At 62.0% G+C, this 24,641-nt stretch carries 18 protein-coding genes and 1 pseudogene; 15 read left to right on the forward strand and 4 right to left on the reverse strand.

From position 1 onward, the window contains the following. Positions 1-309 precede the first annotated feature (309 nt). Together EEB13_RS12770 and EEB13_RS12775 are read left to right on the forward strand one after the other, a co-directional pair. A complete protein-coding gene (locus tag EEB13_RS12770) occupies positions 310-1,446 on the forward strand; it encodes a hypothetical protein (protein ID WP_141485394.1) in 1,137 nt (378 codons plus the stop codon). After that, positions 1,439-1,939 (forward strand): hypothetical protein, encoded by a 501-nt coding sequence (locus tag EEB13_RS12775; RefSeq protein WP_141485395.1) that lies wholly within the window; start codon positions 1,439-1,441, stop codon positions 1,937-1,939. The genes EEB13_RS12770 and EEB13_RS12775 overlap by 8 nt, the downstream gene beginning before the upstream one ends. A 524-nt stretch (positions 1,940-2,463) precedes the next feature. Here the strand turns inward: EEB13_RS12775 and EEB13_RS12780 are convergent. Next, positions 2,464-2,838, reverse strand: coding sequence for a hypothetical protein (locus EEB13_RS12780; protein WP_141485396.1), 375 nt, complete (start codon positions 2,836-2,838; stop codon positions 2,464-2,466). 629 nt (positions 2,839-3,467) lie between these two features. Between EEB13_RS12780 and EEB13_RS12785 the strand changes: the two are divergent. From EEB13_RS12785 to EEB13_RS12795, 3 genes and pseudogenes are all read left to right on the forward strand, one after another. Continuing rightward, a pseudogene (locus EEB13_RS12785) lies at positions 3,468-4,028 on the forward strand (recombinase family protein). 1,243 nt (positions 4,029-5,271) lie between these two features. Next, entirely contained in the window at positions 5,272-5,628 is a 357-nt protein-coding gene (locus EEB13_RS12790; protein WP_141485397.1) for a DUF4192 family protein, read from the forward strand. Between the two features lie 155 nt (positions 5,629-5,783). Next, entirely contained in the window at positions 5,784-6,623 is an 840-nt protein-coding gene (locus EEB13_RS12795) for an HAD family hydrolase (protein WP_095887641.1), read from the forward strand. Between the two features lie 33 nt (positions 6,624-6,656). On the opposite strand, the gene EEB13_RS12800 is transcribed toward EEB13_RS12795, so the two are convergent. Continuing rightward, the gene (locus tag EEB13_RS12800; RefSeq protein WP_141485398.1) at positions 6,657-8,555 is read right to left on the reverse strand and encodes an N-acetylmuramoyl-L-alanine amidase; all 1,899 of its coding nucleotides are present in this window, start codon (positions 8,553-8,555) and stop codon (positions 6,657-6,659) included. Positions 8,556-8,886: 331 nt separating this feature from the next. Between EEB13_RS12800 and EEB13_RS12805 the strand changes: the two genes are divergently transcribed. Beyond that, the gene (locus EEB13_RS12805; RefSeq protein WP_141485399.1) at positions 8,887-10,440 is read left to right on the forward strand and encodes a SpoIID/LytB domain-containing protein; all 1,554 of its coding nucleotides are present in this window, start codon (positions 8,887-8,889) and stop codon (positions 10,438-10,440) included. A gap of 96 nt (positions 10,441-10,536) precedes the next feature. Here the strand turns inward: EEB13_RS12805 and EEB13_RS12810 are convergent, their stop codons facing one another. Beyond that, on the reverse strand, positions 10,537-12,030 hold the full coding sequence (locus EEB13_RS12810) for a PucR family transcriptional regulator (protein WP_141485400.1): 1,494 nt from the start codon (positions 12,028-12,030) through the stop codon (positions 10,537-10,539). A 155-nt stretch (positions 12,031-12,185) separates the two neighbouring features. On the opposite strand from EEB13_RS12810, the gene EEB13_RS12815 reads away from it, so the two are divergent. The 3 genes from EEB13_RS12815 (at position 12,186) to EEB13_RS12825 (ending at position 16,059) form a co-directional block, all read left to right on the forward strand. Further along, positions 12,186-13,628, forward strand: coding sequence for an amino acid permease (locus tag EEB13_RS12815; RefSeq protein WP_092805585.1), 1,443 nt, complete (start codon positions 12,186-12,188; stop codon positions 13,626-13,628). 95 nt (positions 13,629-13,723) lie between these two features. After that, positions 13,724-14,905 (forward strand): thiolase family protein, encoded by a 1,182-nt coding sequence (locus tag EEB13_RS12820; RefSeq protein WP_141485401.1) that lies wholly within the window; start codon positions 13,724-13,726, stop codon positions 14,903-14,905. Positions 14,906-14,907: 2 nt separating this feature from the next. Beyond that, on the forward strand, positions 14,908-16,059 hold the full coding sequence (locus EEB13_RS12825; protein ID WP_033235166.1) for an acyl-CoA dehydrogenase family protein: 1,152 nt from the start codon (positions 14,908-14,910) through the stop codon (positions 16,057-16,059). Positions 16,060-16,089: 30 nt separating this feature from the next. Here the strand turns inward: EEB13_RS12825 and EEB13_RS12830 are convergent, their stop codons facing one another. Then, on the reverse strand, positions 16,090-16,656 hold the full coding sequence (locus tag EEB13_RS12830) for a DUF3558 family protein (protein WP_187328541.1): 567 nt from the start codon (positions 16,654-16,656) through the stop codon (positions 16,090-16,092). Between the two features lie 139 nt (positions 16,657-16,795). On the opposite strand from EEB13_RS12830, the gene glf reads away from it, so the two are divergent. From glf to EEB13_RS12860, 6 genes are all read left to right on the forward strand, one after another. Then, positions 16,796-18,010, forward strand: coding sequence for a UDP-galactopyranose mutase (gene glf, locus EEB13_RS12835; protein ID WP_045066334.1), 1,215 nt, complete (start codon positions 16,796-16,798; stop codon positions 18,008-18,010). After that, positions 18,007-19,920, forward strand: a complete 1,914-nt coding sequence (locus tag EEB13_RS12840; protein WP_033235163.1) for a glycosyltransferase — start codon at positions 18,007-18,009, stop codon at positions 19,918-19,920. The genes glf and EEB13_RS12840 overlap by 4 nt, the downstream gene beginning before the upstream one ends. Beyond that, on the forward strand, positions 19,901-20,434 hold the full coding sequence (locus tag EEB13_RS12845) for a phosphatase PAP2 family protein (RefSeq protein WP_141485403.1): 534 nt from the start codon (positions 19,901-19,903) through the stop codon (positions 20,432-20,434). The genes EEB13_RS12840 and EEB13_RS12845 overlap by 20 nt, the downstream gene beginning before the upstream one ends. Beyond that, the gene (locus tag EEB13_RS12850; RefSeq protein WP_092805591.1) at positions 20,431-21,336 is read left to right on the forward strand and encodes a decaprenyl-phosphate phosphoribosyltransferase; all 906 of its coding nucleotides are present in this window, start codon (positions 20,431-20,433) and stop codon (positions 21,334-21,336) included. Before EEB13_RS12845 ends, EEB13_RS12850 begins: the two co-directional genes overlap by 4 nt. Then, positions 21,314-23,230 carry a flagellar motor control protein ZomB gene (zomB, locus tag EEB13_RS12855; protein ID WP_141485404.1) on the forward strand — a complete coding sequence of 639 codons (1,917 nt, stop codon included), beginning with the start codon at positions 21,314-21,316 and terminating at the stop codon, positions 23,228-23,230. The genes EEB13_RS12850 and zomB overlap by 23 nt, the downstream gene beginning before the upstream one ends. Before the next feature lie 318 nt (positions 23,231-23,548). Further along, a complete protein-coding gene (locus EEB13_RS12860) occupies positions 23,549-24,559 on the forward strand; it encodes an alpha/beta hydrolase (protein WP_045066340.1) in 1,011 nt (336 codons plus the stop codon). The last annotated feature ends 82 nt before the right edge of the window (positions 24,560-24,641 follow it).

Genomic DNA, 24,641 nt, shown 5'->3' on the forward strand with positions numbered 1-24,641 from the left:
TGAGTGACCCACACCGGACACCTCCTTGTACGGTCTGATTGGTCTGATGTGTCGCCCATGCACTGACTGCCGCCAGAAATTGGCTTTTGGCAAATACGGTCAGTAGGGGCATATAGGCTGCAGCACAGACCGAAACGATCGGTCTGGACACGCCGAGGCACTACCAGAGCGGACTCCTGCAGTGCCTCAGATCAGTCTGGACGGACCCATTCTGACGGAGGGCCTGATCGCCCTCGCTAACCATGAAGCACGCAGTCCTCTTCTTGTCAGTCCTGGCATGGCCTCGACTATTAAGGAAGTTGGTTGGCGATGCCTCGGCGCAGCGAGTCGCGGACGATCATCGTTCCGTTCTCTGTACGAATTGAGCGGAATCTTCAATACAAGCACTCGTCTACGGAAGTGCCGCTGCTGTCGAACTTCGACGGACGAAGCGCGGACCTGCTCCACACCCTGTTTGCCTTCCTGAACCAGCTTCCGACTAACGAATTGGTTGAACGTGACTTCATGCACTTCGGCCAGCCTTCGAGTGTGAAAACGGAGGGTCGAATACTTCGCTGGGTGATGCAGGCCGGAGAGTCAGGCAAAGAGCGGGACATCAAGCTCACCAAGGGTGATGCGGCGCGCAAGCGCACAGCAGACGGTGTCGAGTGGTCTTCGTTTCATGTCTACGCAGCGATACCGGAGAACGCCGAGTTCGGATGGATCCTCGTCGAGCGCGAAAGTGGAGACTCCCTGCCATCCGAGTGGCGCACCGAACTATGTCGGTTCTTCAGAAAGAAGCACCCTCAGTTCAAGCTCGTCCTCTCGCAGCTTCGAAGCACTTCTCTATGGCGCGAGATCGAGAATGCACTTGAAGAGAACCGGGTTCTCGCCGTCCAAGTTTCACATCGGGCCCCCTCCAAGGACCCGGGCAAGGAATCGGAGCGTGGCATTCCACGCGATGCGCTCTCGTCGATCACTGATCTCTATGAGCCTCCAACTGGAGCAGCAACAGGGATGTGGCTGAGGCTGCTGCGTCGAGCCTGCACGGTTACGAAGTCTTCCACGGGAATCGTTGAGATGGATCTTGCCGATGACACCGACGATCTCGGCGACGGCTTCGAGGTGAAGCTTCGGAAGGAGATCATCGAAATCACTGCACGAGTACTACTCGAGGACGGCCGGCAGAAGACGGTCCGGTTCAGCGGGGCGCACGAGCCCTTCGAGAGCTATGTGATCGAAGGACTACAAGGTGTCCGCGTCAACGAGATCACGTTTGCCACGGAGTGCAAGCTCCACGTAATTGATCTCGCTCGCGAAGGCGGCATCACCCTAAAGTCTAAATGGGATACTGGCGACTGGGGTCCAGCCCATCTTGAGACCCTGAGGGAGGTGAAAGATGCTGGTGCGTCTGATCAACCGGATGCGAAGGTTGTTGGCATCGGCAACGTACGGGCTGGTGCGTGACAGTCAGGGAGACCTACGTGCCGTAGCGCTGCTTGTTCTGTACGCCCTCCCTCTTGCTGCTGCGGTCTTCGCCTTCGGTTTCGGCGCGATTATCTCGGCGTCGGCGCTTCTGCCAGGTGCCACCATGATCACTGCAACGACGTTCGCTCTTGTGACGCTGACCTTCAACCGAGTCAAGGACGCGACAGCCTCGGATCGCCCGGCGGTTGGCCCGGACCCCGTAGAGCGGGCCTACCGTTCGTTCCGAATCGTGCTGTCATCGGCTGCGACATCGTTGACGTGCAGTGGCCTTCTAATTGCGATGATCCTGTTCACCACCAACCCCCTCATCGGTCGACTGGCGAGTGCTTGCGTGATCGCGATGCTCCTTCATCTGGGCGTCCGTCTGTGGCATGTACTCATCGCGATCAGGTCCCAGGCTGAAGCGATCGCGCAAGACCGAATCATTCCAGCGATACCAACAGCTCGACCAAAACTGGTGGTCAACAAGTGACGAAGTCCAGCCAGTTGGTCGTATAGGTCGGCACTCAATCTGTTTAGATCCCGTACAACATCGCATGCCGCATGCCGCTACGACATCACGGTCCCGCCGCAAATGGCGCGAGTGATTTGGGCATCCAGCTGAGAGCGGCACCTTTGGGCCAGCAGCCCGGAGTGGAGACAGGCCCGATATCGATTCGTTGCAGGTCGGCCGTCATTGACTGAAGCGTGTGGGGTCGAGAGAAAAGCACCTTCTGTCGAGAATGGATCGATATTCGGCATCTAGTCGGCCGCGGCGATTGTGCAGGTCGAGTTTGTCGAGAACCCGTGTCGAGAATCAATGTCGAATTGTTGCGAGTGCCAGGAGTTCTCGACGGTATTGAGGGCGATGGGAACTCGGTCGCTGGGACTGTCGATTGCATATCCGTTGGCAAGCCGGCGCGCAGCGGTGGCGCGGCAGCTATGGGCAGACAAGATTGCCTCGAGCGGGCATCCTCCATCGGAGTTTCGGGTGGTCGTGGTGCTTTTGATCGAGCCTCACCACAGTGCAGGTTGCACGGGGGATCCATCGGATATGTTTCGGCTCTTACGTTTCCGTGACCGAGGGCGCACTCCTTGTGCACGTTCGATCACGTCCTGGGGGATGCCCATCTGTCGGGCTAGCTCGATGTCCGTGCGTGGGGTGATGTGAGCGGCAGCAGCAAGAGCAATTCTGAGGAGCAAGTGTTGACGGGCGCGGGCACGTCCCGCATCGGAATCGCGGTCATTCCATTCGCTGAGCCATTTTGGTGAGCCCGCTTTGGGTGCGAATTCCGGTCGGCTGGCTACACGTTCGAGGAGGACGTCGAGAGAATCGAGCACCAATTCTCCTGCATCCTCGATGAGGTGGTCGTCGATACCGTCCACTTGCATTTACCCAGCGTAGACAACAACATCGGATTCGTCAGGACTTGTAGCTCGGTGATTGACCAGGCGCGCACGTAATGGAGTGCTCGCAACGAGCTGCTGCACCATCAGAAGTACTGGCTGGGAGCACTGTCCACCAGATGCCATGGCATTCAACCGGTCACGTATGGCAGTATGACGCTTCCTCGTGAGATGAGCGATTCTCTCCCGAGTGAAGGATGCCCCCAATCTGGTTCAGGTCGGGGGCATCACCCTATAGGGCAGACAGTCTCGCAACATACGGCGTGTCACGCCGCGGAATGGTCAGTGTCGATGAATCCACTATCCAGCGATTGCTTAGATGCTTCGACCGCAATCGTTCGTATCAGGTCGACGAATCGGCCGATTTTGCAACGAATACCCGACCATGGGGAATCGTCGACCGAAACTCATGACCGAAACCAAATGGTCCGAAACCCCGAAAGTAGCCGTTTTCGGCCCATCAATTAGCATCGGCACCGCCACAGGCGAACGAACAGGCTGCCGCCGACCTTCGGTAGGCCCTCGGCACGATCGACGTTCCACAGGGGCGCTCAGACGCGCAACGATGCAACGCTGACTGACCCCGACAACGAGATCCCACAAGGGCCCCCACCATGAGCATCGCCGGATATGCCCGAGTCTCGACGACCGATCAAAACCCTGAACTTCAAGAGCACGCACTTCGTGAGGCCGGGACAAAGAAGATCTTCACCGACTATGAATCCGGCGCCAAAGCCGAACGACCACAACTCACCGAATGCTTGAGATACCTCCGCGACCATGAAGACGACATCCTCGTTGTCTAGAAGATCGACCGACTAGGCCGCAGCCACCGGAACGTCATCAACACCGTCCACGCGCTCGGAGAACGAGGCATTGCATTCCGATCCCTCACCGAAGGCTTCGACACCACCACCCCCGGCGGCGAATTCCTCTTCCACATCATGTCTGCACTAGCCCAGATGGAACGCAGCATGATCATCGAGCGAACCCAAGCCGGGCTCGAGGCCGCGCGTAGACAAGGCCGTTTCGGAGGACGCCCCACCGTCATGACGCCGGACAAGATCGAGGTTGCCCGGACACTACGAGGTCGAGGCAAGAGCTTGGACGCGATCGCATTAACTCTCGGAGTAGGCCGATCCTCCGTGAGTCGCGCACTCACTGACCTAGCTTGAAACCTGTGACGTACCGCACGCCGACGCGACGTAAGGCTCGCCCGAAGTTATGGGTGCTGAGCTGGGTCGACCTGGGAATTTCATCTATGTGACTCACAACATCTTCGGTTATGTGATTCTGTCGGCCACTAGCTGTAGTGTCTTGAGCACTGAGAGACCGTAACGCGGAGCATCTTTAGCGAACTCCGGCAGTCGGTCGATCGGTGACGAGTGAAGGCTTGAGGAGCTTCCGGGCCCCTTCTCGATCGTGGAGCCGCAGTCCACCCTGAACTGAGTCGAAACCCAACACTTGGGGGACGGCGAAGAGAAGGAGGACCGAGCTATCAAAGCCAACTCGGAACGAGACTCACCAGAGTCTCAGCGTGACAGTCCTGCGATCGTAATGTTGATCCAGGCGTCATGCGTGCTCAGCGCGGTGCACGCATTTTGTGCCGCTACAAACAGCAATGCCACCTTGATGCTTTGCACCAAGATGGCGGCTGTTGCCTTACGGATGATCGCTTTCGTTTCGCAGCGTCGGATCACCTAAAGGTCGAAGTCGCAGGCGGTTCCTGGGTGCGCTAACACCTGGGGATCGCCTGTTTTTCATTTTTCAACGAGCAGGATGGCCTACGAACGAACTGGTTACCCTGTCCGCTGTCTTGTGCCTAACCTGTCCGCAGACTCTAACAACAAAGACCACTATCCGGGAATCTGGCTCGTTTGGGAACCCCCAAGCGCAGATCCATCACAGCCATCACTAGATCGCCAGAACGTAAATGCCCAGTTCAGAGACATGAACCGCCGAGTGACTCTGAGTTACATGTCTCAATCTGCCACAAGCCACCGACAACCTATCGCCGGCTGTTGTGGGCGAGTGTCAACACTCTAAGTCGACCACGTTCGGCGTTCTAAAGTCACCTTCAATCAGCCGGGTCCTGCCGCTCTCTTCCGCAATCCGGCCACCTGCGGTGTCCCCCGAAATGAACTCCGCTGCGCTCCGCTCTGAAAAAGCATTGATTTGTTTCTCCTTCTGACCTTCCGATTCTCGTCGGCGGTGACCTGCGCGCAACCCCTGGTGGCTGCGCCGGCCGATGGCTCCGACAAATTTTCTCAAAGACACTCGCTGCGCTCCCAGAGAAATTTTCCCGGCCCAGAAGTTGCACTCCGGCCCCTCATGCCGACGCGATTCTCCTTTGCCAGAAGGCGAAAAAAAAATTGGCGGGGCACGAGGCCCAGCCACTTTCACAGCAAGGGGAACCCCATGCAGCACATCCGTTTGACCACCGCGACCGACGTACTGGCAGCGATCCCGACATTGCTCGGATTCGTGCCCACCGATTCGGTCGTCATGGTCGCATTGACCGAACGCGACGGCGAATCCCCCAACAGTCGCTTTCGTCGCCCGCACCGACGTCGTAAGCGCCGCACCGATCGACCGATACCGGCAGGCAACCGCACGGCCGCGGCGAATGTGACTCCAATCGAGAGAATCGGAGCCGTATCCAGGGTCGGTCAGTCGAACAGGTCCTTTATGAGATCAGGGTCGGGGAACGCAAAATCGACTCCCGTCGAGGGTTCCGATTCGACAGTCAACCCCGCAACAGATTCGCATCCGTGATCACCCGCGCATGCTTGGTCGCCTGATAGGCAGCAGCTTCCACCGCTGATCGCTTACGCGGAGGGTTCCTATCGGCTCATATGCCCCACCTCTCGATGTATCAATAATCTCGGACAGCGAGCGAGACCGTCGTACCTCACAGGCACAATGGCGGGGTGAGCCCAGAGCGTCCGACCAACCCAGCCCGTCCAACACTTGTCGCGACAGATGTCGACGGCACTTTGATCAACGAGGACGAGTTGGTCAGCGCTCGCACCCGCGAGGTGATTCATGCCGTCGTGGAATCGGGAACACCGTTCCTGCTGGCAACTGGTCGTCCGCCGCGCTGGATTTCGCCGGTCGTCGAAAGCCTGGGATATGCACCTCTGGCGGTCTGCGCCAACGGCGCTGTTGTCTACGACAGTTACGCAGACCGCGTGCTCAGCGCCGCAACCTTGTCGGTGGAGGCACTGATCGAACTTTCCGGACTGGCGCTCAGCGTGCTTCCCGCTGCCGGCCTGGCAGCGGAACGAGTGGGGGAGAGCGCCCACGACGCGGCTACCCCACAATTTGTCAGCTCTCCGGACTACGAACATGCGTGGCTCAACCCCGACAACACGGAGATGTCCGAGGACGATGTTCTGGCGGTGCCGGCCGTGAAACTGCTGATCCGTCGGCCGGGAATGACAAGCACCGCAATGTACGACGCTCTGGCCCCGCACGTCGGGTCGCTGGCGGACATGACGTACTCGACTGAGAACGGGCTGATCGAACTCTCGGCTCCCGGCATCACGAAGGCGTCGGGCCTTGTGGCTGCGGCGAATCAGTTCGGGTTCGACCTGTCCGGACTGGTGGCGTTCGGCGATATGCCCAACGACATTCCGATGCTCGCGATGGCGAATCTGGGCGTCGCGATGGGTAACGCTCACCCTGAGGCAAAAGCCGCAGCAGACGAGGTTACCGAGACCAATTCACAGCACGGGGTCGCAAAAGTCCTCGAGCGCTGGTGGTCGTAAAACCCACCAGCGCTCGAGGACTTCCCACGGGAGTTATCCCACGGCATTGAGAATCTGTGTGACTACACCGGTGATCTGGTTGAAGATCAGGGCGCCGTTCTCGAAGTCGCTACGGAATCCGTCCGGAATCGAGTACTCGTCCGAGATGGGGAGTCCGAGGGAACCCAGATCCGATCCGTAGCTCTGCCATGCCTTGAAGATCTCGCCGACCACGGTGTACACGCCTCCGTTGGGGGAGGTGTAGATAGCGCCGTTCTGGAACAACGCTCCCAGATTGCCGAACTTGGCCTGCAGTTCCCCGGTGATCGCCTCACCGAGACGGCCGAGGTCGCCACCTTCGGCGATCCACTTCTGTGCGAGCGGTGAATCGTCGGTCAACTTCAGAACCTGGTTGACGAGGTCCGTCACGGAAGACCCGGTGCCGCCGGCAACGGTGTCAGCCGGAGTGTTGGGCTTCTGCACGGGAGGCGTGACGGGGTTGGCCGGCGCCGTTACTCCGCTAGCCGCATTGGCTGCGATCTGGCGGATTTCACCCATGCGGGCGTACGCGGCATCGCCCGGGCAGGCGGTGCTTCCGACGTCACGGTGAGCGAAGATGATCGGCAAATCGACTGCAGCACCCTGCGGGTACGGCGTGTACGGCGTGCCTTCGGAGTACATCGTGGTGCGGCCCATCGGATTGAGACCGGCCAACTTGAGCCGCCATCCGAGGAACTGACCAACCGAATTCAGCATCGCCGACGACGGCTGAACGGTGGAGTAGTCACCCATCATCGCGATACCGACGGTGTTCTCGTTGAAACCACCGGCATGTGCACCCTGGACGGGCTTGTCCAGACCGCCTGCGCGGCCTTCGAAGATCTGACCGTACTTGTCGACGAGCACGTTGTATCCGACGTCGCACCAGCCCAGGGTCTGTGCGTGGTAGGCGTAGATCGAGCGGACGATCCCAGCCGACTCGGCCTTCGTGTAGTTGTTGACACCCGCGGTGTGGTGCACGGTGGCACCGCCGAGGCCGTCGTCGTACGTCGGGCCGTCGCAACGCAGGCCTTCGTCCGCACCCCACTGCGAGCGAGTGATCACTGCGGGACCGCCGGTGGAGAACGGTGCGGCTACTGCCTGCAGATTGTCGTCCGACGGGCTGGTGCCCGGATCGATAAGGACGGCCGTGACCTCGTCAGCGGTGGTCTCGACCTGGCGAAGCGGCTTCGACACCGATGCCGGGGTGTAACCGAGTTCGCCCTCGGGAGCCGGAGCGGCCTCGGTGGTGGGCGCTACCTCTGCCGGCGCCGATGAAGCGGGCGCGGGTGCTGCATCGGTTGCCGGTGCGTCGCGCGGCGTCAGAATCTGGATGGCCTTGGTGAGCCCGACGTAGAGGGGTTCGGTGGCGGAGAGAGTGTTCGTCGCCTGTTCGGCGTCGATGGCATCGGGGGAGAACCACGGGCCCCAGATGCCGTCCTCGGACAGCGCGCGGATCTTGGACTGCGCCGAGTCGACGGTGTCCGAGGTCAACGCGACCATGCTGAACGGGGCGTCGCGAGTGAGTTGCTTAACCACAGCGCCGGGGAATTCCTCGTCCTGAACAGGCGTTTCCGTCGGCGCAGCTGGATCGGCCGGTGCCGGCAGAAGCTCCGTCGGAATCGTGATTCCGGGAGGCAGCGCGATGTCGGTGGGGATCAGTGCCTTGAGATCGCCGAGGTTGATGTCGGGCAGATCGAGCCCCGTCAGTTCCTTGAGCGGAATGACGATGTCGGGAACCGACGCGAGCAGAACCTGCGAGATCTGGGTGGGCACCGCCACGGACGACGTCTCGTTTGCCGAGCGGACGTCAGGCGTGTCGTTGGTGAGGCCGTATACCGCAAAAGGACTTGCGACAGCCAGTGCGGCTACGGCCCCAAGTACGAATGAGGGCTTCGGTCGACGGTGTGGCAAGGGATGACTCCTCGGTTGTAGTTACTTACGAGCGAATTTCAGGGCCGGTAACGGCCTCGAACAGAATCGGCCGGAACCGGATCCGAGCAGGTCGGAGGCCATGTTGCGCGGATCAACTCCATCTTTCGGTCGCATATGTCTGCAACTCGTGATGCGGATGTGACTCGTGTGACTGGTGTTGCTAAGTCCAGGCACTCTTGCCACACTAGTCACAAGAGTCCATAACGCTCAACCTTAGGGTGAGACTTTAGCCAAATCGTTGTGGACTGGACCACGTGCGGAGAACCGACTTCGCAACCCCGTGAGTCCGGTGGCGATGAGGAGAGCGTGGATGGCGAAGAACGAGCGAAGCGGAACCGCAGGTAAAAAGCCTGTAAGACGCCGTTTCCTGGTGAGTGGACCCGGTCGACGCCGTTCCGTGATGCGTATCTCCGTGCTGGGATTGATTCCCGCTCTGGCACTCGGAATTGCCGTCGGAGGTATCGGAACTCTTTACCAGGACGAGCCGTCGGTTATGCCCGTCGTGTCCGCCGATGCCCAATTCACTCTCTCCGGCCATGGCAACGGCCACGGCCGCGGAATGGGGCAATGGGGCGCTTACGGCTACGCCAAAAACCAGGGTTGGTCCGGCGAGCGAATTCTCAGCCACTACTACGGCGGCACTGTTCTCGACTCCATGCCGCCCGCTCAGATGAGCGTTCGGCTGACGGCCCGCGACGACGAAACGCTCGACGTGTACTCCGCCGCAGGCATGGTCGTGAACGGGCAGCGCACCGCACCCGGTGAAGCCGCCCACCTGACCGCGCTTCCGGGCGGCGGCGCCAGCGTCGTCGTCACCAGCGGCTGCGGCGGCGGGGTCGTCTGGGAAGCGGTTACAAACCATCCGTGGGTGGATCCGGTAGATCTGTCCCCGGACCGGCCTGCCGACCAATTCTTGACGATGTGCGACGACAACGCCCCGTATCGCGGCGCGCTTGGTGTTGTGCTCGACAACGGAGCGGCGCGCACAGTCAACCTGCTCGACATGGAGGACTACCTACTCGGAGTTGTGCCGGTAGAGGCGAAGGCCGATTGGGCCGATTCCGGTGGGGCAGAAGCACTGCGGGCCCAGGCCGTCGCCGCGCGGTCGTATGCCGCAGTCGAGCATCGCAGCTCTTACGCCGACACCTGCGACACGCAGGACTGCCAGGTCTACGGCGGCGCAGGCAAGGAAGATCCACGAACCACCGAGGCCGTGCGCAGTACAACCGGCGCAGTTCTCTCACGCGACGGCGACATCGTGGCAACCGAATTCTCTTCGTCCACAGGCGGTTACAGCTCAGGTGGAGCATTCCCGGCTGTGGCAGACGAAGGTGACACCATCTCGCCCAATCACGACTGGACGCAGATGTTTTCCGCCGGCGAGATCGCGGAGGCCTTCGGGGTCGGTGAATTGACGTCACTGAAAGTTCTCTCCCGAAACGGCCTCGGCGTCGACGGCGGCCGCGTCACGGCTCTCGAAGTTGTCGGAACAAAGGCAACCGTCGGTGTCACCGGAATGCAGGCGAGGATGAAATTGGGGCTGAAATCCGACTGGTTCACTATCGGTGACGGCGCTGGTGTGGTAGAGAGTCCGGTATCGGAAACTGTAGCGCCAGAACTAAATTCGCAAATTGGTGATTCGTCCGGTACGGTTGTCGAGACGCAGATCGAGGCAAAGTATCGAGAGTTCGGTGGCGCCACCGGCACTCTCGGCGCTCCGGTCGGCCCGGAGATGCAATTGCCCTCCGAGGCAGGCACCTTCCGCGTCTTCGAAAATGGAACCATCATCTGGACCGAGATTTTGGGTGCGCAGGTAGTTGATGCCAACGTGCTCCGCGAGTGGATACCGACGGATATGAGCTAGGGGAAGATCGGTCGATATTTACCTCGCACAAAAACGATTCTGTCGGGCCTCGCCGCAATCCGGTGCAGGCCCGACAGGTCGTTTACGGCCCGGAGATCAGATGGTGGGCGCGTCGCCGAGTAGTCGATATTCGAGCCACAGTTCGGCCCGTTCGGTAGGGGAACTGAGATCGAGTTGGAGCAGGCTCTCGATGCGAGCGAGCCTGCTGCGCAACGTATGTCGATGAATATTCAGTGCAGTGGCAGCAGCGTCTCCCACGCCGTTGTGAGCCAGCCACATGGCCAAGGTCCGGTAGAGGTCGCTGCCACCCTTTGCTTCGAGTAGCGGTCGAAGATGGGCCGCCGCAAAAGCCGTCGACCGATCGGGATCGAGAAACGCCGACAATCCACTTTCGGAGAGTTCCGCAAAACGCATCGACGGCAGGTTGCGGGCACTTGCCTCGGCTGCCGCCTGCGCGGCCTGCCTTCTGGCGCGTGAGAGATCGTCCCACCACAACATGTCCGACACGCCGACTGTTACGTCGATACCTTTGATACGACCGAGGATTCGTTCGCTGTCCGTGGCCGAGACGACGGCGATGAGCGCGCCGTCGGTGATGCCGAATGCCAGATCGCGACTCAGGCCGTCGAGCAATGAGACGGACACGCTCTCGAGTAGGCCGACGGAGCCCGCGACGTGGAAGACCTGAAAGGGTTCAATCGGAAATCCGCCCCACAGCTCTCCGGAGATGTTGCGCGCGAGCGTATTCTGGCCCTCGAAGAGCTGATGCATCGCCACCGTGCGTAAGTGATTCATCGTCAGTTGTGCATCTCGCGTGCGGGCCGTCATCAACGTGAGAAGGGAAGCGGCGGTGATCACGATGCCCTGATTCAGTGACCCGACGGCGCCGGGGCAGCCGGCGACGAGGTATCCCATCAGCTTTCCCCGCGACGTTGTCAGGGGATGGGAGATGACGTCCTCGTTCTCGCTCGTGACAAAGCTGACCTCCATCGGACGGGCCTCACGCTCGGGGGCGGTGCGCTCGATTCCCGCGGCTGCGGCGGTGTGCGATATCTCGACAGTGTGGCCGGCCGAGTCCAGCAGTGCCGCCCATCCGCCGATCAACTCCGCGACCCGGCGCACAACGGCTCGCGTCCCGTTGACCGTCACAGCGGCTTGGAGGAGTCGCCGCACGCTCTGATAGTTGTTGCGCAGGGCTTTCATGTCGTCCTCGGACTGCGCCCGGGACACTGCTTTTGTCAGTGCGATGAACGGCGTTCGCAGTGGGACGTCGAGAAGAGGCACGTTGAAACGCGTGGCCGCATCCACGAGAGCCTGCGGTACTTCCTCGTATCCGAGGCCAGTTCCGAAACCGATTCCGGCAATTCCGACCCCCACCAGGGTCCGCACGAATCGGGTTGTTCCCGCGGCCGTCATGGGTAGTGACACCCCGGTGATGAGGAGTAATTCGCCGCCGTCGAGGAAGGGCGTCGGGTCGGGGAGTTCGGAGACATGTGCCCAGGTCAGGGTGCGGTCGAGCTGATCTTGCCCGGCCAGTACTCGCAGGCCGAACTGTTCGGTCGCGCAGAGCTGGCGCAGGGTGATGGGCATGGGTTCAGTCTGGCACCTTGTTCGCGCCACTATGTAGTGCCTGCGGTCACGTTTGTACAAAGTGGAGCCTGTCGCGAGGGGGTTCGAGGTCCGACACTGGCGCTAGCCAAAAAGCGCCACCAAAATCCCACCGGAGAATCCCACAAGGAGTTTCGATGTCCAGTACGGACCAACCCGCGCTTCAGCACACGCTGAAGAAGCGGCACCTGTCGATGATCGCGATCGCAGGCGTCATCGGGGCCGGACTGTTTGTCGGCTCCGGCGTGGCGATCCAGGAAACGGGCCCCGGCGTCCTGATTTCCTACGCACTTGCCGGCGTCGTCGTCATCCTCGTGATGCGCATGCTCGGTGAGATGTCGGCAGCGTCCCCGGAAACCGGGTCGTTCTCCTCGTACGCAGACAAGGCCATCGGCCGCTGGGCCGGCTTCTCCATCGGCTGGCTGTACGCGTGGTTCTGGATCATCGTCCTCGGAATCGAGGCCACCGCAGGCGCTCTCATCATGAACCGATGGGTACCGGGTGTTCCGCAATGGACCTGGGCACTGATTCTGATGATCGTGCTGACCTTGACCAACATCATCTCGGTCAAGTCGTTCGGTGAGTTCGAGTTCTGGTTCGCGTCCATCAAAGTTGTTGCCATCATCGCGTTCCTCGGCATGGGTGTCGTCGCGATCTGTGGATGGATGCCAGGCGTCGAAGCACCAGGCATGACCAACCTGACCGGCCACGGCGGATTCCTGCCCAACGGCACGGGAGCCATGCTCGCCGCAGTCCTTGTGGTGGTGTTCTCGTTCTTCGGAGCCGAAATCGCCACCATTGCCGCCGGTGAATCGGCCAACCCGCTGGAAGCTGTTCGTGCAGCCGTCAAATCCGTCGTGTGGCGAATCCTCATCTTCTACATCGGCTCGATCGCCGTTGTCGTCACCCTGCTGCCGTGGGACAGTGCATCTGTCGCGCTCAGCCCGTACGTCGCCGTCATGGACTCGTACGGCATCCCGGCCGCGGGCAACATCATGGACGTCGTTGTTCTCACCTCCGTCCTGTCCTGCCTGAACTCCGGCCTGTACACCGCAAGCCGCATGATCTTCTCCCTCGCCGGACGTGGCGACGCTCCGAAGTCGCTCTCCCGCATCGAGAAGACCGGCGTCCCGATGCGCGCCGTGCTGGTCTCGACCATCGTCGGATTCCTGACGGTTGGCATGAACTACCTGTCCCCGGACAAGGTGTTCCTGTTCCTCGTGAACTCCTCCGGCGCGATCGCGCTCTTCGTGTGGCTCGTTATCTCCGTGTCCCAGTTGCGAACTCGTCGCAAGCTCGAAGCGTCGGGCCAGGAACTGGAACTGAAGATGTGGCTCTTCCCGTACCTCACCTACGCCACCATTGCCGCGATCATCGCGCTCTGCATCGGCATGGTCGTCCTCGACTCGACCCGTAGCCAGATGTTCGTGTCCCTGGGTCTTGCGGCGATCCTCGTGGGCATCGGGCTCTACCGCTACCGCAACGACGACAAGACGGACGACAACAAGACCGGGGCCGCCCCGGCAGAGGTAACCCCAACGGTGGAAACGACAACAGCGGCAGTCACTACAAAGGCCTGACGCCTACGTCCCCATCTGCGCGATACTTAGATGTCCTAGTATCGGCCACGGACCGAGAATTTCGAGCGCCGTGCGCACAGCAGATGGGGACAATCATGACCACACCCGAACCGATCGTCATCGTCGACGGGGCTCGCACCCCGGTCGGTAGCTTCGGTGGCGTCTTCAAGGACGTCCCCGCACACGAGCTCGGCGCCACGGCTGCCAAGGCCGCGCTGACCCGCGCCGGCGTTGCACCTGAGGACATCGACGAGGTTGTCATGGGCTGCATCGGCCAGGTCGGCCCAGACGCCTACAACGCGCGCCGCGTCGGCATCGCAGCCGGACTGCCCGAGAACGTTCCCGCCTACACCGTCAACCGCCTCTGTGGCAGCGGTCTGCAGGCAATCTGGTCCGCAGCAATGCAGATGCGCTGGGGCGCCGCCGCCATCACGCTCGCCGGCGGCGACGAGAGCATGTCCCGCATGCCGTTCTACGATTTCTCCGCCCGCGCCGGCTTCAAGTTGGGCGATCACGGTCTCGTCGACGGCACCGTCGCGATGCTCACCGACCCCTTCAGCAACGCCCACATGGGCCGCACCGCCGAAGCCGTCGCCCGTAAGTACGGCGTCAGCCGCAAGCAGCAGGACGAGTTTGCCGTCGAATCGCAGCGACGCGCAGCCACCGACGCCGCAAAGTCCGCTTTCGCCGAGGAGATCACCGCCGTCGAAACCGGTGGCCGTCGCTCCGTCACCGTCACCGAGGACGAGCACCCCAAGCCCGGCACCACGATGGAAACCCTCGCGAAGCTGCGCCCCGCATTCGAAGAGGGTGGCTCCGTCACCGCCGGTAACGCGTCGGGCATCAACGACGGCGCAGCAGCCCTCGTTCTCGCGACGGGCACCGAGGCAGCCAAGCGCGGCCTGACCGGTCTGGTCACCCTCGAAGCCGTCACGACGGCAGCCATGGAGCCCGGCCTGATGGGCTACGCTCCCGTGCTCGCCCTCGAAAAGCTCTTCGCACAAACAGGTTTGAAGCCGTCCGACATCGGCACCGCCGAGGTCAACGAGGCGTTTGCCTCACAGGCCATCGCCGTTATCCGTGACGCCGGCCTCGACCCGGAGAAGACCAACCCGTACGGCGGCGCCATCGCCCTCGGACACCCCGTCGGCGCAACCGGAGCGATCCTGACTCTGCGCGCAGCCCGCGACATGGTCCGTCGCGACCTCGAATTCGGCATCGTCACCATGTGCATCGGCGGCGGCCAGGCCCTCGCAGCCCTGCTCAAGCGAGTCTGATCATGGGAACCAAGCGCAAGCCGTCGTGGTACGACGACGAGATCACTGCAGTCGCCGAGCTGGCTCGCGGTTTCTTCGATCGTGAGTTGATCGCCAAGCGTGAGCAGTGGGACGCTCAGCATCGCGTCGACCGTTCCGTGTGGCTCGAAGCCGGCAAGCTCGGCCTGCTGTGCTGCTCCATTCCCGAGGAGTACGGCGGGGGCGGCGGAACCTTCGCGCACGACCTCGCGGTCTTCGAGGCGCAGGGGTATTGCGGCGACTACGCGCTTGGTAACTCCGTGCACAGCGGCATCGTCGCGCACTACGTGCTCGAGTACGGCAACGAAGAGCAGAAGCAGGCGTGGCTGCCGGGCATGGCGACGGGCGAAATCCTCGGTGCCATCGGAATGACCGAGCCGGGAACAGGTTCCGACCTCAAGGCCATCACGACGTCGGCTATCCGCGACGGTGACCACTACGTGGTGAACGGGTCGAAGACCTTCATCACCAACGGTGGCAGCGCCGACATGATCGTGCTCGCCGTCAAGACGGACCCCAAGGCCGGCGCCAAGGGTGTCTCGCTCTTGATCGTCGATCTGCGCGACTGCGAAGGCTTTGCGGTGGGCCGCGTGCTCGACAAGGTCGGCCAGCATGGAGCCGACACGTCGGAGCTGTCCTTCACCGACGTCCGCGTTCCCGTCTCGAATCTCCTGGGCGAGTCCGAGGGCCTCGGCTTCGGTCAGCTGATGGCGCAGCTGGTGCAGGAACGCCTCATCATCGGCGCTCAGGCCATCGGCACCATCGAGCGGGCAGTCGAGGAGACCGTCGCGTACACCAAGGCGCGTCAAGCGTTCGGGCACAGCCTCTTCGAGTTCCAGAACACAGCATTCGAACTGGCCGAGTGCCAGACGATCGCACGCACCTGCCGGGTGTTCCTCGACAATTGCATCGAGGATCATCTCAACGGTGAGTTGGACGGCGCCGACGCCGCGATGGTCAAGTACTGGCTCACCGAGCAGCAGTGTGCCGTCGTCGACCGTTGTGTTCAGCTCTACGGCGGCTACGGCTACATGCGCGAATACCCGATCGCGCGCATGTACGAAGACTCCCGCGTACAGAAGATCTACGCCGGCGCCAACGAAGTGATGAAGGGAATCATCGCGAAGAGCCTGTAGACGCCAGCTTTCGAGGACGCCCTGGCCGTCTCACTCCAGGGCGTCTTCGATGGTGGTCGCGGCAGAACGGACGCGAGAACACATGCTGGCGCGACTGATGTAGGTGTCGTCTTCCCTGATGACCACCATGCTGTTGTCCATCATGTCCAGGACGATCACGCAGCCGGGTTCGAACTCCTCCTCGGATTGGGTGAGAACAAATGCCTGATGTGTGCCGATGGTGATTTCTTTGCTGTCGGCTGAGACTTCCTGCGCAAGACGCGCTGCAAATGGGGCCGCAACAACTTCGTAGCTCGCGATTCGCAACTCGAAATCCGGGCCACGCCACGCGCAGTCGTCCAGCAGCGTGGTAGCCGATTCCATCGACCGCTCACCGGTGGACTTGTCGACGTTCAACTCCGTCGCGACGTCGTCGGGAATGTTGCACAAACCGTCGTCGGCTGCTGGTTCGGGCGACGACGTGGTGGCGGTCGGGGACTGTTCGAGCGTGGCCGTTGCCGCCTGCGCCCTCGCAGTCCCTTCGACGCTGCGACCGCATCCGGTCATCACCGAGATCAGAACGGTCGCCAGCATCAGCGCTCCGGCTATGCGTGTCATCTTCGGGCCCCACCTCCCGCTGCCCACCCGGGCAGCCCACGTGCTTGGACGCATCGGACCGGGGTATCGGTTCCACAGCGGGTGTGATCACGACTGCTAATACGCCCCCGGTAGATCAGGTCCGATACCCTGGTTCATCGTGACCGCTGCAAATTCAGAGACCGCCCTTGCTCAGTACGACCTCATCGTCGTCGGTTCGGGATTCTTCGGGCTGACCATCGCCGAGCGCGCCGCCACCCAGTTGGGTAAGCGAGTGCTGGTTCTGGATCGCCGTCACCACCTGGGTGGCAATGCCTACTCCGAGCCCGAGCCGGAGACAGGCATCGAGATCCACAAGTACGGAGCGCATCTGTTCCACACTTCCAACAAGAAGGTCTGGGACTACGTCACCCAGTTCACGGAATTCACGAACTACCAGCACCGCGTCTTTGCGCTGCACAAGGGCCAGGCCTACCAGTTCCCCATGGGATTGGGCCTCGTCTCGCAGTTCTTCGGGCGGTACTTCACGCCCGAAGAGGCACGCGCGCTCATCGCGGAACAGTCCAGCGAGATCGATGCGAAGGACGCCTCCAACCTCGAGGAGAAGGCGATCTCGCTGATCGGCCGCCCTCTGTACGAAGCCTTTGTGCGTGACTACACCGCCAAGCAATGGCAGACCGATCCCACGGAGCTGCCCGCGGCCAACATCAGCCGCCTGCCGGTCCGCTACAACTTCGACAACCGCTACTTCAACGACACGTACGAGGGCCTGCCCGTCGGCGGCTACACCGCGTGGCTCGAGAACATGGTCACGGACCCGAAGATCGAGGTCCGTCTCGACACCGACTACTTCGACGTCCGGGACGAGCTGCGCAGCGCCAACCCCGACGCACCCGTCATCTACACCGGCCCGCTCGACCGCTACTTCGACTACTCCGAAGGTGAGCTGGGCTGGCGCACCCTCGACTTCGAGACCGAAGTTCTGCCAGTCGGCGACTTCCAGGGCACCCCGGTCATGAACTACAACGACGCGGACGTCCCGTTCACCCGCATCCACGAGTTCCGCCACTTCCACCCGGAACGCGAGTACCCGGCCGACAAGACCGTCATCATGCGCGAGTTCTCACGCTTCGCCGAGTCGACCGACGAGCCGTACTACCCGATCAACACGCCGGAGGATCGCGCCAAGCTCGCCGCGTACCGCTCACGCGCCAAGGCGGAAACCGCTGACAACAAGGTGCTGTTCGGTGGCCGCCTGGGTACCTACCAGTACCTCGACATGCACATGGCTATCGCCAGTGCGCTGACGATGTTCGAGAACACCTTGCGGCCGCATCTGGAATCGGGTGCGGAATTGGCAGGGGAGAGCGAATGAACGCACGTCATCTGCTCGAGGGTGAGAACGCCGACGCGGGGGACGAGGTGAGTTACCTCGGTAAGTCGCTGCTCCAGCGGATCATCCTGCCGCGCGCCGGTGAACCGCTCGACGTGCGCACGCTCTACTTGGAAGAGTCCTGGTCCAACAGCCGGCGGGCGCACTCGACTTCGCGCACGTCGGTAGCGCTCGGCGCCGAGACCGAGGTCTCGTTTGCCACGTACTTCAACGCTTTCCCCGCCAGCTACTGGCGACGCTGGTCCATCCTGAAATCGGTGGTCCTGCGTCTGGAACTGTCCGGCCACGGCCGCGTCGACATCTACCGTTCCAAGGCAGATTCCTCGCGAATTCACGTGGAAGGCAAAGAATTTGCCGACGGTGATGCAGCTCTGGAATTCGACGTCGAGCTTGCTCCGTTCGAAGACGGTGGCTGGATCTGGTTCGACATCACCACCGATTCGGCCGTGGTTGTCGAGAGTGGCGGCTGGTACGCCCCCGTCGAGGCTCCCGGCGAAGCGACTGTCGCCGTGGGTATTCCGACGTTCAACCGCCCGACGGACGCCGTGAAGGCACTTGCCGCGCTGGCATCCGATCCGCTGGTGTCCGACGTGATCAAGGCAGTCATCATGCCGGATCAGGGCACCCGCAAGGTGCGCGACGAGCCAGGATTCGCCGAAGCTGCTGCAGCGCTTGGTGATCGGCTCACCATTCACGATCAGGGCAACCTCGGCGGCTCCGGCGGATACAGCCGAATCATGTACGAGGCACTCAAGAACACGTCGTGCCAGCACATCCTGTTCATGGACGACGACATCGAGATCGAACCCGACTCGATCCTGCGCGCCCTGTCCTTCTCGCGGTTCGCGAAATCGCCGATGCTGGTGGGCGGCCAGATGCTCAACCTGCAGGAACGCAGCCACCTCCATGTGATGGGTGAAGTGGTCAACCGCGGCATCTTCATGTGGACCGCAGCGCCGAACGTCGAATACGACCACGACTTCTCGAAGAAGCCGCTGCGCGAATCGAAGCTCCTGCACCGCCGCATCGACGTCGACTTCAACGGCTGGTGGATGTGCATGATCCCGCGCCAGGTCGCCGAAGAAATCAAGCAGCCACTCCCGCTCTTCATCAAGTGGGACGACTGCGAATACGGTTTGCGCGCAAAGAAAGCCGGCTACCCGACCGTCACACTTCCGGGTGCCGCGATCTGGCACATGGCGTGGAGCGACAAGGACGACGCCATCGACTGGCAGGCGTACTTCCACCTCCGCAACCGTCTCGTGGTTGCCGCACTGCACATGCCGGGCAACGGACGCGGCCTCGTGGTCAACACGGTGAAGGCAACGCTCAAGCACCTGCTGTGCCTCGAGTACTCCACCGTCGCAATCCAGAACAAGGCCATCGCCGACTTCCTCGCCGGCCCCGAGCACGTCGCGAACATGCTGCCGACCGCACTCGGCGAGGTACACGCCCAGCGCAAGGAATTCTCCGACGCCGTCGTACTGCCGTCGTCGACGGAACTGCCACTGCCGTCAGGTGCCGACGTCGGAGACGTGAGCTTGCCGCTCACCACCGTCGCGAAGGTGACCCGAGTCCTTCGGGCCGCCGTTCACAACGTGAAGCCGGCCAAGGCCGAACACCTCGAGCGACCCCAGCTCAACGTGCCGACCATCGACGCCCGCTGGTTCCTGCTCTCGCAGGTGGACGGCGTCACCGTCACCACCGCCGACGGCCGCGGAGTCGTCTACCGCAAGCGCAACCCCAAGCAGGCACTCGAACTGCTCAAGGAAGCCACCCGGTTGCGCCGCGAACTTGCTGCCAGGTTCCCCGAACTGAAGAAGCAGTACCAGGATGCCGTTCCTTCACTGACCAGCACGGAAAGGTGGGAACGTGTCTTCGGTATCTCCTGAGGCTGTATCTCCTGAGGTCAGGATCCTCGCCGGAATCCAGTCGACCGTCGGGCAGGTGCCTGGAGCCGTCGCCGTTGCTCGCGGAATGTCGCACTTCGGTGAGCACTCACTCGGCTGGATCGCGATCGCTGCCGTCGGCGCTGCCGTCGACAAGCCGCGTCGCCGCGAATGGGCTGGCGCTGCAGTCGGTGCCTTCGGGGCACACGCCGCGTCGGTCGTGATTAAGCGTGTCGTGCGGCGCAAACGCCCGTCCGACCCGTCGTTGCAGGTCAACGTCTCGACGCCGAGCAAGCTGAGCTTCCCGTCCTCGCACGCCACGTCGACGACGGCGGCGGCATTCCTGATCGGTCGACTCACCGGGCTACCCTTACCGGCGTTGCTGGTGCCCCCGATGATGCTTTCGCGCCTGGTTCTGGGAGTTCATTACCCGACCGACGTGCTTGCCGGTGCGGCACTGGGCGCCGCATCCGCGGCGCTGGTGCATAAGGCCGAACAGAAATATGGAGAGAAATGAGCGAGGAAGCGGCCACGGTCAGCGGACCCCCTAAGTCCCTGCCCGCCGGCATCGTCAAGGCGCTCCGCCCACGCCAGTGGGTCAAGAACGTTCTCGTGCTCGCCGCGCCCATCGCGGCAGGCACAGCCACCGAAGCCGACGTGCTCTTGCCCGTCGCGCTGGCATTTGTCGTGTTTTGCATGGCGGCGTCCGGCATCTACCTCGTCAACGACGCGATGGACGTCGAGGCAGACCGAGCGCATCCCACCAAGCGCTTCCGCCCCATCGCGGCCGGAGTTCTGCCCGTCAACATCGCGTACGGCATGGCCGTGGTGCTGCTGTCCGGTTCGATCGCTCTCTCGTTCATAGCCAACTGGCAACTTGCCGTGGTGATGGCCGTGTACATCGTCATCCAGCTTGCCTACTGCTTCGGTTTGAAGCACCAGGCCGTCATCGACATCTGCATCGTGTCGTCCGGATTCCTGTTGCGCGCCATAGCCGGTGGCGTGGCAGCCGAGATCGAACTGTCGCAGTGGTTCCTGCTGATGATGGCATTCGGTTCGCTCTTCATGGCTGCCGGAAAGCGGTACGCAGAACTGAAGCTGGCCGAACGTACCGGCGCCAAGATCCGCAAGTCGCTCGAGAGCTACACGATGACCTACCTGCGGTTCGTGTGGACGATGGCCGCGACGGCACTCGTGCTCTGCTACGGACTGTGGGCCTTCCAGCAGGACGACATCAAGGGCACCAACTGGTACGCCATTTCGATGGTCCCCTTCACCGTCGCAGTGCTGCGGTACGCCGTGGACGTCGACGGCGGCGAAGCCGGTGAGCCCGAGGAAATCGCGCTCGGTGACCGGGTTCTGCAATTCCTCGCAGTGGCGTGGATCGGAGTAGTGGGTGTCGCTGTCTACATCGTCTGAGCCGGCCACTGAAGCCGACCAGGTCGCCGACACCGCGGCACCGAGCACCACCCCTAACCGAGCAGTTTTCCTCGGCGGGGTGGTGCTTGCTGCCGTCCTCACGTTCTGGGGAGCGTGGGAGCGTCGATGGATCGCCGACGACGGACTGATCGTCCTGCGCACCGTGCGAAATCTGCTGGCCGGCAACGGCCCCGTCTTCAACGCCGGTGAACGCGTCGAGGCGAATACGAGCACCGCGTGGACGTACATCGTCTACGCCTTCGGCTGGCTGACGCAGATCCGACTCGAATATGTCGTCCTGGCAATCGCTTTGGTGCTCTCGACCGCAGCTGTGGTCTTGGCGATGCTCGGAACGGCCCGCCTATACCGCGATCTGCGACTAGGCGTCGGCGGGACGGTTTTCCTCGTTCCGGCCGGCGTTCTCGTCTACATTGCTGTTCCGCCCGCCCGAGATTTTGCGACGTCCGGCCTCGAGACGTGCCTGGTGATCTTCTGGATCGCGCTGCTGTGGTTGCTGATGGTTCGGTGGGCACAGGCGTCAGTACCGTCGACGGCGTCGATTCTGATTCTCTCTTTTGTTGCCGGGCTCGGGCCCCTCGTGCGCCCGGAGATGGCGATCCCTGGTGCTCTTGCACTGATGATGATCGTCGTGTCCGCAGGCTTGACGTGGAAGGTCCGCGCGATGATCGTGGTTGTCGCCGGACTCGTTCCGGTGGCGTACCAGATCTGGCGCATGGGTTATTACGGGCTTCCGTACCCCAATACCGCGGTCTCGAAGGATGCAGGCGGTGCAAAGTGGTCGCAAGGATTTGCCTATCTGTGGAATCTCGTCGGACCGTACTTGCTGTGGTTGCCTTTGCTGTTCCTACTGGTCGGTGCGCTGCTACTTCTTGCGATCGGCAGGAACGAGCGCACGTCCGCGCCCCAGACCGTTTCAGGGTCACGCTGGGTGCGGTTGCAGGCGTGGTTGCGCACCCCACGCGCTGTTGTCACGTTCATTCTCGGTAGCGGCCTGATTCTGGGTGTGTACTCGGTTCGAGTCGGTGGCGACTTCATGCACGGCCGCGTCCTGCTTCCGGTGTTGTTCTGCCTTCTGATCCCGGTGGCGGTCATTCCGCTTCGGGTTCCGGCGCGCACGGCATTCGGCCGCAACCGGGACACCGCGATCTTCGGTGTCTCCGCAGTGCTGTGGGTGGGGACCATCGTGTGGGCAGCCGTCGCCGCAAATACGACCGGCATGCCGGAAGGCTCGATCGTCGGACGCTCGGGCATCGTCGACGAGCGTGCGTTCTACGCTCTCAATACCGGTCACGAGCATCCGATCCGAGCCGAGGACTACCTCGACTACCCCTGGATGCGAGCAATGGTCGAGACCATCGCGGACACCCCGGACGGTGGACTACTCATTCCGTCTCCCAGTTACAACGCGTGGTTCGTCGTTCCGCCGCCAGGGCCGATAGACGAATCGGGCGAGCATGTCGTTTTCTTCCTGAACCTCGGTATGACGAGCATGAACGTCGGGCTCGACGTTCGTGTGCTCGATCAGATGGGACTGGCGTACCCGCTCGCCGCGCACACGGAGAGGCTGGAAGACGGCCGGATCGGTCACGACAAGAACCTGTATCCGGATTGGGTGGTTGCGGACACCGGGATGGTCGACGTCCACCCGTGGCTGCCCTTCTTCCTCGACGAGGAATGGGTAGCTGACGCGAAGCTGGCGCTGACCTGTCCGGAAACGCAGGAGTTGCTGACCTCCTACCGCAGTGAATTGACGTGGGCGCGATTCAAACAGAACTTCCGTCAGGCATTCGACTTGGCAAAATATCGATTCGATCGAGTGCCCGCGTACGAACTACAGCGATGTGGTCTTGTGCCACTTGAAACCCAAAAGTGATGCAGATCACTATGCCGTAGGAGAAAACATGTTGCGATCCCGTAACGCTCCCGTGATCGGCGCCGATGTATCCGAAGACGATTCACCTACCCGAAATGCTCCCGTGAGCACCAGGGGAGAAGCGCCCGGTGGTTGAGATCCATTTGTCACAACCAAACCTGTGACATAGGGTCCACCGAGCGCAGTGTGACTTGGAACGAGGTCCGCTGCCAGTCTGGTTTGTCCAGGCTGGCGCACATACCTGTTCCCCGACGGAATCCGTCGGTACTTCCCCTAGTCGGGGGTAGCTACCGCAGACGAAGAGAGAGAGCAGTATCCATGCGATTTGCCCCGACGAGGCTGACACAGCGCCTCAAGCACCGAGCACTTGCCATCGGTGCGGCAGCACTCGTGCTTCCCCTTGCCGCAGGCGTCGCCGGTAGCGCAGTTGCTACCGCTGCTCCCGCGCACGCTGCGCCGGTCCAGACCGCGCCGTGGGGCGGATTCGAAGAGCTGTGGGTGCCCTCCACGATGGGCAACATCAAGGTTCAGGTCCAGTGGGCCGCTCGCGGCGGAAACGCTGCCCTCTACTTGCTCGACGGCCTCCGCGCTCGTGACGACGCCAATGCGTGGAGCTTCGAGACCAACGCTCTCGAGCAGTACCGCAACGACAACATCACCCTCGTGATGCCGGTCGGCGGACAGTCCAGCTTCTACACCGACTGGTACGCACCCTCGAACTTCAACGGTCAGCAGATGACCTACAAGTGGGAAACCTTCCTCACGGAAGAGCTGCCCAACTTCCTCGCGAACTACGGCGTCTCGCCTAACAACAACGCTGTCCTCGGCCTGTCGATGGGTGGCAGTGCCGCACTGACACTCGCTGCGTACCACCGCGACCAGTTCAAGTTCGCCGGCTCGCTGTCGGGTTACCTGAACATCTCGGCTCCCGGTATGCGTGAAGCAATCCGCGTCGCGATGCTCGATGCCGGCCGCTTCAACGTCGACTCCATGTGGGGACCCCCGTGGAGCCCGGCATGGCTGCGCAACGACCCGTTCGTCTTCGCGCCTCGCCTCAAGGGCCTGTCGATGTACATCTCCGCAGCAAGCGGTCTGACCGGTAAGTACGACAACCCCAAGGGCTTGGTCGGCTACTACAACACGGCAAACGCCATGGGCCTCGAAGCACTTGCGCTGGCCAACACCCGTGCATTCCAGATCCGGATGAACACGCTCGGCATTCCGGCCACCTACAGCTTCCCGTCCAACGGCACCCACTCGTGGGCGTACTGGTCCGAGGAACTGTTCAAGGCCCGCGGCCAGATCCTCGACACCATGAACGCCTGGTGACCATGCTTCACCGCTTTACCGTGCATCACTGCATGACGCTGCACCACCGCAAGACCTAGACAGACAAGTGCCGTTCCGGACT

This window comes from Rhodococcus sp. WS3, assembly GCF_003797085.1.
GTDB lineage: Bacteria > Actinomycetota > Actinomycetes > Mycobacteriales > Mycobacteriaceae > Rhodococcus_F > Rhodococcus_F globerula.

Bases quoted from the DNA above. Each gene is read 5' to 3' on its own strand.
- EEB13_RS12820 (WP_141485401.1), top strand. From the start codon at position 13,724: ATGACCACACCCGAACCGATCGTCATCGTCGACGGGGCTCGCACCCCG.
- EEB13_RS12860 (WP_045066340.1), top strand. From the start codon at position 23,549: ATGCGATTTGCCCCGACGAGGCTGACACAGCGCCTCAAGCACCGAGCA.
- EEB13_RS12830 (WP_187328541.1), bottom strand. From the start codon at position 16,656: ATGACACGCATAGCCGGAGCGCTGATGCTGGCGACCGTTCTGATCTCG.
- EEB13_RS12810 (WP_141485400.1), bottom strand. From the start codon at position 12,030: ATGCCCATCACCCTGCGCCAGCTCTGCGCGACCGAACAGTTCGGCCTG.
- EEB13_RS12780 (WP_141485396.1), bottom strand. From the start codon at position 2,838: ATGCAAGTGGACGGTATCGACGACCACCTCATCGAGGATGCAGGAGAA.
- EEB13_RS12790 (WP_141485397.1), top strand. From the start codon at position 5,272: ATGCAGCACATCCGTTTGACCACCGCGACCGACGTACTGGCAGCGATC.
- EEB13_RS12840 (WP_033235163.1), top strand. From the start codon at position 18,007: ATGAACGCACGTCATCTGCTCGAGGGTGAGAACGCCGACGCGGGGGAC.
- EEB13_RS12825 (WP_033235166.1), top strand. From the start codon at position 14,908: ATGGGAACCAAGCGCAAGCCGTCGTGGTACGACGACGAGATCACTGCA.
- EEB13_RS12770 (WP_141485394.1), top strand. From the start codon at position 310: ATGCCTCGGCGCAGCGAGTCGCGGACGATCATCGTTCCGTTCTCTGTA.
- EEB13_RS12815 (WP_092805585.1), top strand. From the start codon at position 12,186: ATGTCCAGTACGGACCAACCCGCGCTTCAGCACACGCTGAAGAAGCGG.
- EEB13_RS12850 (WP_092805591.1), top strand. From the start codon at position 20,431: ATGAGCGAGGAAGCGGCCACGGTCAGCGGACCCCCTAAGTCCCTGCCC.
- EEB13_RS12805 (WP_141485399.1), top strand. From the start codon at position 8,887: ATGGCGAAGAACGAGCGAAGCGGAACCGCAGGTAAAAAGCCTGTAAGA.